Origin of the sequence: Emcibacter sp. (assembly GCF_963675455.1) — a bacterium.
Classification (GTDB): domain Bacteria; phylum Pseudomonadota; class Alphaproteobacteria; order Sphingomonadales; family Emcibacteraceae; genus Emcibacter.
Genome location: NZ_OY776217.1, coordinates 1,599,549 through 1,611,814, shown reverse-complemented (window position 1 = coordinate 1,611,814; position 12,266 = coordinate 1,599,549). Strand labels below are relative to the sequence as shown.

Annotated in this window: 10 protein-coding genes, 1 tRNA gene and 1 pseudogene; 5 read left to right on the top strand and 7 right to left on the bottom strand. The window is 55.8% G+C overall.

The genetic code is table 11. The features are described from left to right. Positions 1-183: 183 nt before the first annotated feature. The 3 genes and pseudogenes from ACORNT_RS07375 to ACORNT_RS07365 all read left to right on the top strand — a co-directional run. Positions 184-357 (top strand): annotated as a pseudogene (locus ACORNT_RS07375) (M24 family metallopeptidase); the annotation flags it as partial. Positions 358-368: 11 nt separating this feature from the next. After that, entirely contained in the window at positions 369-785 is a 417-nt protein-coding gene (locus ACORNT_RS07370; RefSeq protein WP_321397504.1) for a PaaI family thioesterase, read from the top strand. Positions 786-924: 139 nt separating this feature from the next. Then, positions 925-1,203: a chorismate mutase gene (locus ACORNT_RS07365; protein WP_321397499.1), complete on the top strand. Its 279-nt coding sequence runs from the start codon at positions 925-927 to the stop codon at positions 1,201-1,203. Between the two features lie 18 nt (positions 1,204-1,221). Here the strand turns inward: ACORNT_RS07365 and ACORNT_RS07360 are convergent, their stop codons facing one another. The 7 genes from ACORNT_RS07360 to ACORNT_RS07330 all read right to left on the bottom strand — a co-directional run bounded on the left by ACORNT_RS07360 (position 1,222) and on the right by ACORNT_RS07330 (position 7,465). Further along, positions 1,222-1,533: a hypothetical protein gene (locus ACORNT_RS07360; protein ID WP_321397498.1), complete on the bottom strand. Its 312-nt coding sequence runs from the start codon at positions 1,531-1,533 to the stop codon at positions 1,222-1,224. 67 nt (positions 1,534-1,600) lie between these two features. After that, positions 1,601-2,260: a hypothetical protein gene (locus ACORNT_RS07355; protein ID WP_321397494.1), complete on the bottom strand. Its 660-nt coding sequence runs from the start codon at positions 2,258-2,260 to the stop codon at positions 1,601-1,603. Between the two features lie 68 nt (positions 2,261-2,328). After that, positions 2,329-2,405 (bottom strand) — tRNA-Ile (locus tag ACORNT_RS07350). A gap of 82 nt (positions 2,406-2,487) precedes the next feature. Then, positions 2,488-2,760, bottom strand: a complete 273-nt coding sequence (locus tag ACORNT_RS07345) for a hypothetical protein (RefSeq protein WP_321397491.1) — start codon at positions 2,758-2,760, stop codon at positions 2,488-2,490. A gap of 34 nt (positions 2,761-2,794) precedes the next feature. Further along, entirely contained in the window at positions 2,795-4,867 is a 2,073-nt protein-coding gene (gene rpoD / locus ACORNT_RS07340) for an RNA polymerase sigma factor RpoD (RefSeq protein WP_420717554.1), read from the bottom strand. An 81-nt stretch (positions 4,868-4,948) separates the two neighbouring features. Then, entirely contained in the window at positions 4,949-6,928 is a 1,980-nt protein-coding gene (gene dnaG, locus ACORNT_RS07335) for a DNA primase (RefSeq protein ID WP_321397486.1), read from the bottom strand. Positions 6,929-7,009: 81 nt separating this feature from the next. Then, entirely contained in the window at positions 7,010-7,465 is a 456-nt protein-coding gene (locus tag ACORNT_RS07330) for a GatB/YqeY domain-containing protein (RefSeq protein WP_321397484.1), read from the bottom strand. Positions 7,466-7,774: 309 nt separating this feature from the next. Between ACORNT_RS07330 and carA the strand changes: the two genes are divergently transcribed. Both carA and carB read left to right on the top strand, forming a co-directional pair. Further along, entirely contained in the window at positions 7,775-8,962 is a 1,188-nt protein-coding gene (gene carA, locus ACORNT_RS07325) for a glutamine-hydrolyzing carbamoyl-phosphate synthase small subunit (RefSeq protein ID WP_324292370.1), read from the top strand. Then, positions 8,955-12,254 carry a carbamoyl-phosphate synthase large subunit gene (carB, locus tag ACORNT_RS07320; protein ID WP_321397478.1) on the top strand — a complete coding sequence of 1,100 codons (3,300 nt, stop codon included), beginning with the start codon at positions 8,955-8,957 and terminating at the stop codon, positions 12,252-12,254. The genes carA and carB overlap by 8 nt, the downstream gene beginning before the upstream one ends. Positions 12,255-12,266 lie beyond the last annotated feature (12 nt).

Sequence of the window (12,266 nt, the reverse complement as noted above, 5' to 3'; positions counted from 1 at the left end):
GCCGGAATCCGGATTAACCGCCAAACTGGATTCCCGTTTTTACGGGAATGACGATATGAAGATCTAACCTCCCCTTCCCCCGTGACAGGCCGTTTCGGGAGCTGTATAGTTTTGCACTGGTTTCAGGGCAGGAAAGCCCGAAGAAGGGGATAGAGAATGAACCTCACCAAACGCGGCCTTTTCAACCTGGTCGAGGGCGAAAAGACGCCGCTGGCGCCGGGCATGTGTTTTTCCAACGAGCCGGGAATATATATCTACGGCGAATTCGGCGTGCGGCTGGAGGATTGCTTCCATATGACCGAAAAGGGGCCGGAATGGTTCACCATGCCGCCCGCCTCCCTCGACAATCCGATTTAGGAAAGATTTCCATGACTGACCTTAAGAAACGCATTGAAGACAGTTTCATCCTGCAGGGCCTGATGGAGACCTTCGGCGCAAGGCTGCTCTCCGTCAAGGACGGCGAAGTGCAGATTGAGCTGCCCTATGCCAAAAGCCTGACCCAGCAGCAGGGGTTCCTTCATGCCGGGGCGGTCACCAGCATCGCCGACAGCGCCTGCGGTTACGCCGCCCTGACCAAGGCGCCGGAGGGCTGCGACATTGTTTCGGCCGAATTCAAGATCAACATGTTGCGGCCCGCGATTGGCGAAAAATTCATTGCCACCGGCACGGTGGAAAACGCCGGGCGCAACCTCACCGTCTGCCGGGGGGAAGTGGTGGCGATATCAGGCGAGACCCGCAAACTGGTGGCGCTGATGCAGGCGACCATGGTCAACGTCAGGGTCTGAACGCTACCCGTAAAACCCGAACGTCGCCTGTTGCAGTTCAGGCCTGCAGCCTGTAGAACTCGATCGGAATTTACAACATCATCATCCGACAAGAGTAGCCCCCATGCCCTCCCGAAACAAATCCGTAGCCTGTCAGAATATGACTGAAGTCCGTACAGAGGTCGACCGCATCGACCGGCGGCTTGTGCCGCTGCTGCTGGAACGGCTCGACTATATCAAACAGGCGGGGCACATCAAACAGGACCGCGGGCAGGTCCATGACGACGCCCGGATCGAGGATGTGGTCATGAAAGCCAGAGCCGTCGCCGCGGACCTTGACGGAAATGAGAGTTATATCGAGGATATCTACCGTTTTCTCATCAACTGGAGCATCGATCATGAGTTCGGTGTCTGGGACCGGGTGCATTCGGAAAGCTGAGCGCGGTCCGGGGCGCCCCTATCCGTAAAACTGAAATTCCCCCGCATCATTGTCCAGCTCCGCCCGGACGGTGAGATACTCGAGGGAATGCGCTGAAGCCATGCCCTGCATCATCCGGTGCCAGTCGTCGGTGAAGAAGGCCTCGGCGAGATCGCGGGAGGTCCATTCATAGATCCCCACCGCCTCGCCGTTATCGGTGACGGTGAAATATTTATGCCGCAGCCCCTCCGCCCCTGCGTAAACATGCATGAGGCCCTCGAGGAATTTCTTATATTCCCCGGACGGGCGTTTTTCTTTCGGACTGAAGCGCACCAGTGTCACGCATTTCATAGGGGGCCTCCTTCTGTTGTGAGCCGCCTATTGTGGCGCGACAACGGAAATCACTGCAAGGGGAAAGTTACTTCCCGTCCATCAACGCCATCAGTTCAGCAACGATTTCGTCCTTATGAGCGCAGTCGGCGCGGAATGTAAAAATGAGGTCTCTAAAATTTTTATTATCGCCCGGTCGATAAGTTACACTCATTAGATGACCATGGCGTGCCATTTGCTGAATCATTTTTAATTGAGCCTTCGCAATTCTCTTGATCGAGCCCATTTGATTTTTACGAATAACCGTACAAACTGGTGAGAGTGGTTCGGGAATATGGGCTTCTTTTTCCTTCTGTTGGCGGTTATTACCACTGGTTCGATCCATTTCATTCCAGTAAGGGGTATATAGTAGATAGTTATGCAAAGGGCTTTGCCCTGACGACGTCGGTTCCAGATGCGTAGTAAGATAAGACTCATCAATTCCCGCAAGTGCTTTTCTCAGGTCTCTTTGTCCCGCCCTTGTGGTGGTCAGTGCATAAACACCGTCGAAGATTCCATATTCAGCATAGAGATATAACCGTTCATCCGGCCCAAAGGCCTCGAAGAGGTATGTGGTCGCCGCGTAAAACTGCTCCCGGTTGGGCTCCACCATCCAGTCAAAGCGGATAAAGTCCACCGCGCCTTCCTCCGCCCGGGCGGCGAGAGGCAGGGTCAGGAATAGAAAAAAAAGTGCAAAAAGACGGTTCATCGGCTCCCCCAAACTCAGATCGGAAGAAAGTATAGCACTGTTTCTATCAGGATGGCAAAGAAGGAGAATGGTGGGCCCGGCAGGACTCGAACCTGCGACCAAACCGTTATGAGCGGTTCGCTCTAACCAACTGAGCTACGGGCCCCCGAGAGGATTAATGGTGAATAGCAGACAGGGGATAAGAAGGGCAAGCCGAAAGTGCGCCCGGGCCGCCCTTGTCATGCAAATTATTTAAGGCTGTCGATTTCCTTGGCCAGATTGTGGCTCTTGTCGGTGACGATGCGTTCCAGAACCTTGATCCGTTCCTCGAGCCCCTCGATACGGTCGAGATAGGGTTTGATCTGGTTCTTGGAGTAATAATCGTCGTCCAGACCCAGGTCATGGGCCAGGGTGCCAAGATCAAGCTTGGCGCCGTTCTCTTTGGCCCGGAGCCAGTTCTTGAGAATGCCCGCCGCCATAACGATCAGGACGATCAGCACCACCATTTCAAAAGGTCCCATGTCTTATCCCCTTTTCAGTGACCTTGAGTTGACCTTAGGTATCCAGGAAGCTTCTCAGCTTCCGGGACCGGCTCGGATGTTTCAGTTTGCGCAGCGCCTTGGCCTCGATCTGGCGGATACGCTCGCGGGTCACGCTGAACTGCTGGCCCACTTCCTCCAGCGTATGGTCGGTGTTCATGCCGATGCCGAAACGCATGCGCAGGACACGTTCCTCACGCGGGGTCAGGCTGGCCAGAACCCGGGTCGTGGTATCGCGCAGGTTGGACTGAATGGCGCTGTCGACCGGCAGGATGGCGTTCTTGTCCTCGATGAAATCACCGAGATGTGAATCCTCCTCGTCGCCGATCGGGGTTTCGAGCGATATGGGCTCCTTGGCGATTTTCATCACCTTGCGGACCTTTTCCAGCGGCATGCTGAGGCGGGATGCGAGCTCTTCCGGGGTCGCCTCGCGGCCGATCTCGTGCATCATCTGGCGGCCGGTGCGGACCAGCTTGTTGATGGTCTCGATCATATGCACCGGAATACGGATGGTGCGGGCCTGGTCGGCGATGGAGCGGGTGATGGCCTGCCTGATCCACCATGTGGCATAGGTGGAGAATTTATAACCGCGGCGATATTCGAATTTGTCCACCGCTTTCATCAGGCCGATGTTGCCTTCCTGAATGAGGTCAAGGAACTGCAGGCCGCGGTTGGTATATTTCTTGGCAATGGAGATCACCAGGCGCAGGTTGGCTTCCACCATTTCCTTCTTGGCGATGCGGGCTTCTTTTTCGCCCTTCTGGACCATGCTGACGATCTTGCGGAATTCACCGATGGTAAGGCCGCTTTCCTGGGCGATGTCGGCGACCTGGGCGCGCATGTTGTTGATCACTTCGCGCTCGCGTTCAGCAAAGTCGGACCAGCCGCGACCGGAAATGCCGGCGGCTTCCTCGATCCAGGATGGTTCAAGTTCCCGGCCCAGATAATTGTCCAGATAAACCTTGCGGTTAATCTTGTAACGTTCGGCCAGGCGCAGCATCTTGCCTTCAAGGCCCATCAGGCGCTTGTTCAGGCTGTAGAGCTGCTCCAGCAGCGCATCAATGCGGGCATTATTCAGGCGCAGGCCCTTGATGGCGTCGGCGAGCTCCACGGAAATTTTCTGGAATTTCTTTTCCTGGCTGTCGGATAAATTCTCGGTCTTGAGGCTGGCTTCATGACGGGCATCCTGCAGCTTGACCAGCTTTTTATAGCTCTGCTGCAGTTTGGCAAAAGTTTCCATGACCTCGGGACGCAGCGCTTCTTCCATGGCGGCGAGAGACATGTTGTTCTCGGCGTCCTCGTCGTCATCATCCTCTTCTTCTTCGGATGTCTCGCCTTCTGCCTCTTCATCATCAAGGCCGTCGCCGCGCTCTTCGGAAGATTTTACCGCCTCCGGTGCCGCCTCGGCAATTTTCTCAGCCGGCTTTTCAGCCGCCGCAGCCGCAACGGCTTTCTTTTTGGCGTCTTCTTCGTCATCGCCGTCCTGTGTCGGGTCCAGACCATACATGGCGTCCAGATCAATCACATCACGCAACAGGATTTCTTCTTCTTCCAGAAGCTGGGCCCAGTTCACCAGCGCGCGGAAGGTCAGCGGGCTTTCGCACAGACCGGCGATCATGGTCTCCCGGCCGGCCTCTATCCTTTTGGCAATGGCGATCTCGCCCTCACGGCTGAGCAGTTCCACACTGCCCATTTCCCGCAGGTACATGCGCACCGGATCGTCGGTGCGGTCCGTGGTCGTCTTTTCCGGTACGGCGGCTTCGACTTCCTCTTCTTCACCATCGTCATCGTCGGATTTTTTGCTGGATTTCGCCGATTCTCCATCGCCGCCATCATCCGCCTCGTCGGCCTCAATGATATTAATGCCCATTTCGGAAATCAGGGACATAATGTCCTCGATCTGCTCCGAAGACATTTCATCCTGGGGCAGAGTATTATTGAGCTCGTCATAGGTAATATATCCCCGCTCCTTGGCAGCGGCGATCATTTTTTTCACTGTTTCCTGGCTCGGGTCACTCAGGGGACCCTCTGTCGCATCTTCTGATTTTTCGACGTTTTTATCTGTCGTTTTTGATGCCTTTTCAACCATATTTACCTCAATATCCCAGACGTAATAACTACTGCAACGACCGGACTGCCCGTCCGGGGCAGCCACAGATACACATTTTCCTCAGGAAGAACTTCGCTTTCCTGATGCTATTCCATATTCATCCATGCTGGCTTCGACTCTGCGGGCGTCCTCAATTTCTGCATTCAATGCCTGAAATCTTGCGAAAACCTCATCTGTCATATTCTCTGCCAGTTCCTGCTCTACAGCCTGTTTTTCCTTTTCCAGGACAAACAGACGTTTTCGATTGACCACATGCAGCCACCCCTGCTCCACATCTTGTAAAGCAGCATCGGGCCACGCGAACCAATCGGCCTTGAGGACTTCCTGATCAAATATGACTTCTATTGCCTTGCCGTATCCCTGATCTATCAGGTGGCGATGGAGGCTCTCTCTGTCAAGGTCCGAGTCGCGAATTGATATACGTATGATTTCATTGCGGAGTTTGTCAAGCTCCTGTGATTCGAAATCACAGACCGCAAGGTCCTCATGATGCGCTTCAAGCAGGAACGGATGGTTCAAAATCGTTAGAATCATTAGCCTTTCAAGGTCCAGAAGCACTCTGGCCCCGACCTTTCCCCGGGCCGTATCTTTCAGGGTTCGCACCCCGTACTCCGGCTCTTTCGGCGCCCCCCGGGACTTCCATGACCGGCTTTTATCCAACCGGACGAACCGATTCTCGCCCGAGTCCCCGCCACGGGCTCCATTTGAAGGCCTGTCCGGCGACAGATTTTCCGGCAAAACCTCCTCGCCAAGATATTTCTGCAGGCGCTTGCGGAAATCATTCTGGTAATAGCCGCGAATGGTTTCATGTTTGATCTCGGCAAGGGTCTGCTGGATCGACTGCTGCAGACCGGCGCGCTGTTCCGGCGTCTCGGCCGGCGTTTCCCGGATCAGCATGTTCCACAAAACGGTAGCCAGGGGTTTTCCCTCTTCCAGAAGCTGGCTGAAGGCCCGGGCGCCATGCCCCTGAACGAAACTGTCGGGATCCTCGCCTTCGGGCAGATAGACGAACCTCAGCGAGTGGCCGGGCTTGAGCAGCGGCAGCGCCCGTTCGACCACCCGTTCCGCCGCCTTCAGGCCGGCCCGGTCGCCGTCAAAACACAACAAAGGTTCCGGCGCCAGCCGCCATAATTCACCGATCTGTTCCTCGGTTACCGCGGTACCCAGCGGCGCCACGGCATAGTCGAACCCGGCCTGGGCCAGGGCGATCACATCCATGTAACCTTCGGCCACCAGTACCCGGCCGATATCGTAAGCCGCCTTGCGGGCGCCGGCCAGATTATACAGCAGCCGTCCCTTGTGAAACAGCGGGGTTTCCGGACTATTGAGATATTTGGCCTTGGCGTCACTGGACAGGGCCCTGCCGCCAAAGGCCACCACCCGCCCCTGCCGGTCAGTAATGGGGAACATCACCCGGTGCCTGAACCGATCATAGGTCTCCTTTGCCGTGCCCGGCGGATCATGGGGATCGACCTCCGGCCGGATCAGAAGTCCGGCCTCGACCAGCATATCCTCGGTGATGCCGTCCCGGGCCAGCATGGCGTCCTTCAGCGCGGTGCGGCTGTCCTGGGAAAAACCCAGGCGAAAATTACGGATGGTCGGCTCTGAAAGCCCGCGACGCAGAAGATAATCAAGTCCCTCTTTTCCGGCCCGGGTGCGCAACTGGGACTGAAACCACTGGGTGGCGGCTTCCATCACATCATAGAGATTTTTACGCTTTTCGGTCTTTACCCGGTCTTCCGGCGTATATTCCGGCATCGGCAGCCCGGCCTGTCCGGCAAGACGTTCCACCGCCTCGGGAAAGCTCAGTCCCTCTGTCTCGGTCACAAAACGGATAATATCGCCGTGCGCCCCACAGCCGAAACAGTGATAAAAGGCCTTGTCGTCATTGACCGTAAAGGAAGGAGATTTTTCATTGTGAAAGGGACACAGGCCGGAATGTTCCCGCCCCTTGCGGACGAGGCGCACTTTTTTGCCAACCACTTCACTGGCCGGCAGACGTGACCTGATTTCTTCAAGAAAGTCCGGCGAAAAGCCCATTCACTTCTTCCACCCCTGTTGCCTATCCTGCCCTGCAGTAGAATAGGGACCCCGGCGCATATATCAATAACAGTTAAAGGATCAGGACAAAATGCTTTTGGCAGATGCACTGGCCTTGGCGAAATCCATCTGGCCGGCATATTGCTCTTTCAGGAGAGCCATGATTTTTCCAATGTCCTTGAGACCGGACGCTTCCGTCTGGTCAATGGCCTTTTTTACCGCGGCCTGGATTTCATCATCGCTCATCTGGCGAGGCAAAAATTCGGAAATAATCTGCATTTCCTCTTTTTCCTGTTCCGCCAGTTCGAGACGGCCGCCTTCTTCATAAGCCTTGATGCTTTCCTTGCGCTGTTTGACCATTTTGGACAGGATCTCAATAATGTCCTCATCGCCGACACCCTGATCCCCGGCTTCAGTCCGTTTACTGATGTCCCGGTCCTTGATGGCCGCAAGGATGAGTCGCACTGTCGCCAGCCGACGTTTATCCTTGTCCTTCATCGCCTGCTTCATAGTGTCGTTGAGTTTTTCACGCAACATATTGATTTTATATCCTTTTTTACAAAAATGCCGACTTGATCATTTGACCTACAGTCGGCTTTCTCTTTCAGGAAAGAAGAGACTCTATCGTAATTCAGCTCAAAAAGCAACCTCAAATTAAGATTTAACTTATTGATTTTAAAGGATATTTTTTTAAAATGTTTTTCTTGACCTGCATGAGTCAATTGCTTAAGTTCCGGTCAATTTGCGCCGGGGTCAGTGACAGGATATGCTGTCCGAACCGAGCTGCCCCGCAAGTCGCCAGATAGAAATCGCCAGATCATTGTCCAGAGAGAAATCGAGCCGTTCATGAACCAGGACCAGACCGACCACAACCCGCCACACCCGAACATCACCGCCGCCCTCGTGCTGGCAGACGGCACTGTCTTCTGGGGGTATGGTATCGGCGCCGAGGCCGACGTGGTCGGCGAGGTCTGCTTCAACACTGCCATGACCGGTTATCAGGAAATCCTGACTGACCCCTCCTACGCCGGACAGATTGTCACCTTCACTTTCCCCCATATAGGCAATGTGGGCACCAACGATGAAGACATTGAAACCTCCCCGGAACAGAACCCGGGCGGGGCCGCGCTGGGACTTGTCGTGCGTGAAGATATCACCTGCCCGTCCAATTTCCGCAACAGTCAGCATCTTGATGTATGGTGCCGGGAAAGAAACCTGACCGGTATTTCCGGTGTCGATACCCGACGACTGACCCGTTACATCCGTTTGAACGGCGCCCCCAACGGCGTGCTAAGCTTTTCCCGGGACGGAAAATTCAATATTCCGGCGCTTGTTGAAAAAGCCAAAGCCTGGCCGGGCCTGAACGGTATGGACCTGGCCAAGACCGTGACCTGCCTTTCCCCCTATAGCTGGGATGAAACCCGCTGGACCCTGGAGGATGGCTATGGCAAACAGACATCACCCAAGGCCCATGTGGTCGCCATCGACTATGGGGTCAAACGCAACATCCTGCGCTGCCTGGCCAGCACCGGCGCGAAAATCACCGTCGTGCCGGCCACCACCAGCGCCGCCGACATCCTGGCGCTGAAACCGGACGGAATATTCCTTTCCAACGGCCCCGGCGATCCGGCCGCCACCGGCGAATATGCCATCCCGGTGATCAGGGAACTCCTGGAAACCAATATCCCCCTGTTCGGCATCTGCCTCGGACATCAGATGCTGGCCCTTGCGATCGGCGCCAAAACCGTCAAGATGCACCAGGGACATCGCGGCGCCAACCACCCGGTGATGGACTATAATACAGACAAGGTTGAGATTACCTCCATGAACCACGGCTTCATGGTGGACAAGGACAGCCTGCCCAACAATGTAAAAGTCAGCCATATTTCCCTGTTCGACCAGACCCTCTGCGGGCTGGAGCTGATGGATCGCCCGGCCTTTTCCGTACAACACCACCCGGAAGCCAGCCCGGGACCCCAGGACAGCCATTACCTGTTTGACCGCTTCATGGAGATGATTGAGAAACATGCCTAAACGTACTGACATAGAATCCATTCTCATCATCGGCGCCGGCCCCATTATTATCGGCCAGGCCTGCGAATTTGATTACTCCGGCTCCCAGGCCTGCAAGGCGCTGAGGGAAGAAGGCTACCGCATCATCCTGGTCAACAGCAACCCGGCCACCATCATGACCGACCCGGAGATCGCCGACGCCACCTATGTGGAACCGATCACCCCGGAATTCGTTGAGAAAATCATCGAAAAAGAAAAACCGGATGCCATCCTGCCGACCATGGGCGGCCAGACCGGCCTGAACACAGCCCTGAAACTGGCCCAGATGGGCGTCCTGAAAAAACATGGTGTCAAACTGATCGGCGCCAATGAAGAAGCCATCGAAAAGGCCGAGGACCGGGAAAAATTCCGCGCCGCCATGGACGCCATCGGCCTAGAAAACCCGCGGGCCGCCATCGCCACCTCCCCGGCCATCCGGGACGAGGAAGGCAATATCGTTGACTATGACCGGGCAGCCGGCATCCGCCGCGCCATGGAAGTCATGGATGAAGTGGGCCTGCCTGCCATCATCCGTCCCGCCTTTACCCTGGGCGGCACAGGCGGCGGCGTTGCCTATAACAAGGAAGAATACGAACATTTCATCAAAAGCGGCATCGAAGCCTCTCCCATGGGCCAGGTGCTGATCGATGAAAGCCTGCTGGGCTGGAAAGAATATGAAATGGAAGTGGTGCGCGACACAGCGGACAACTGCATTATCATCTGTTCCATCGAGAATATTGACCCCATGGGCATTCACACCGGCGACAGTATCACCGTGGCCCCTGCCCTGACTCTGACCGATAAAGAATATCAGATCATGCGGAATGCCTCTATTGCGGTGCTGCGTGAAATCGGTGTGGAAACCGGCGGGTCGAATGTGCAGTTTGCCGTCAACCCGGAAGATGGCCGTCTGATCGTCATCGAAATGAACCCACGCGTCAGCCGTTCCTCGGCCCTGGCGTCAAAGGCAACCGGTTTCCCGATCGCCAAGGTCGCGGCCAAACTGGCGGTCGGCTATACCCTTGACGAACTGCAGAACGACATCACCGGGGCGACCCCGGTGTCGTTCGAACCAACCATCGACTATGTGGTCACCAAAATTCCGCGATTTACCTTCGAGAAATTCCCCGGCACAAAACCGACACTGACCACCGCCATGAAATCGGTCGGCGAAGCCATGGCCATCGGCCGGTCTTTCCCGGAAAGCCTGCAAAAGGCCCTGCGTTCGCTGGAGACCGGTCTGACCGGCCTCAATGAAGTAAAAATCCCCGGCTATGATCCAAAAACCGGTGACATGAACGCCATCCGGGCGGCTCTGGCTAACCCGACAGTCGATCGCTTGCAGGTTATGGCCCAGGCCCTGCGTGAAGGCATGGAACCGGCCGAGATCCACGCCATCGCCAAATACGATCCCTGGTTCATTGATCAGATCAAAAAAATTGTCGACACCGAACAGCAGGTGCGTGAACATGGCCTGCCGGACAATAAATTCGAGTTCGGACAGCTCAAGGCCCTCGGTTTTTCAGATTCCCGGCTTGGACAGCTGACCAATCAGAAAGAAGCCCGGGTCACCGCCCGCCGGCTGGCACTGGATCTGCATCCGGTATTCAAGCGGGTCGATACTTGTGCCGCGGAATTCGAGGCGCTGACCCCCTATATGTATTCCACATACGAGCGGGACGCCAGCGGCGAAGCGGAATGCGAAACCCGTCCAAGCGACAAAAACAAAATCATTATTCTGGGTGGCGGTCCCAACCGGATCGGCCAGGGAATCGAGTTCGACTATTGTTGCTGCCATGCAGCCTTTGCCCTCAGCGATCAGGGTTATGAGACCATCATGGTCAACTGCAACCCGGAAACCGTCTCAACCGACTACGATACGTCAGACCGGCTCTATTTCGAACCGCTGACTGCCGAGGATGTCATCGAACTGATCCGCAAGGAACAGCAAAACGGTACCGTTCTTGGCGTGATCGTCCAGTTCGGCGGACAGACCCCGCTGAAACTGTCCCATGCCCTGGAAGCGGTCGGCATTCCGATCCTCGGCACCTCCCCTGACGCCATCGACCTGGCCGAAGACCGGGAACGGTTCCAGGACCTGATCGACCGCCTCGACCTGCGCCAGCCGGAAAACGGTCTGGCCACCACCGAAGAGAAGGCCGTGGAAGTGGCCGAGCGTATCGGTTATCCGGTCCTCATCCGTCCCAGTTACGTACTGGGCGGCCGGGCCATGGAAATTGTCTATGACACCACCAGCCTGCGCCGCTACATCAACGAAGCCGTAGATGTTTCCGGTGACAGTCCGGTGCTGATCGATCGTTACCTCGGAGGGGCGACCGAGGTCGATGTTGACGCGCTCTGTGACGGGGAAAAAGTTCACGTGGCGGCAATCATGCAGCATATCGAGGAAGCCGGTGTTCATTCCGGCGACAGCGCCTGCTCCCTGCCGCCCTATTCCCTGAAAGACAGTGTCATGGAAGACATCTGTCGTCAGACTGAACAGCTTGCCCTGGCGCTGAATGTCAAGGGCCTGATGAATGTACAGTATGCTGTCAAGGATGACGTGGTCTACATCATCGAGGTCAACCCGCGCGCCAGCCGGACCGTACCGTTTGTGGCCAAAGCCATCGGGGCGCCGGTGGCCAAGATTGCTGCCCGCCTGATGGCCGGAGAATCACTGGATAATTTCGATATTCCCAGCTTTAAAACGAATCATGTGGCGGTCAAGGAAGCCGTTATGCCATTTACCCGTTTCCCCGGTGTCGATATCCTGCTTGGCCCGGAAATGCGGTCAACAGGCGAAGTGATCGGGCTGGATACGGATTTCGCCCGCGCCTTCCTCAAATCCCAGATTGCGGCCGGCACTCATTTACCCCTGAAAGGCACCGTCTTTATCTCCGTCAAGGACAAGGACAAGCCCAAGATGGTCGAAGCGGCCAAGCAGCTCATTGAGATGGGCTACAAGGTGATCGCAACCGGCGGAACTGCTTCATATCTGAAAGAAAACGGTGTGGATGTGAAACGGGTCAACAAGGTTCTGGAAGGACGTCCCCACATTGTGGACGCCATGAAGAATGGTGAGGTACATCTGGTCTTCAATACCACAGAAGGGGCCCAGTCCATTCAGGACAGTTATGAACTGAGACGAACGGCTCTGGTGAATAACATCCCCTATTACACAACCACCCGCGGCGCACTTTCTTCCATGGAAGCAATAAAAGTCTTGAAATCCAGTGAACTTGCCGTTAAACCCCTTCAGTCTTATACGCGTTAGGCGGGAAACGCC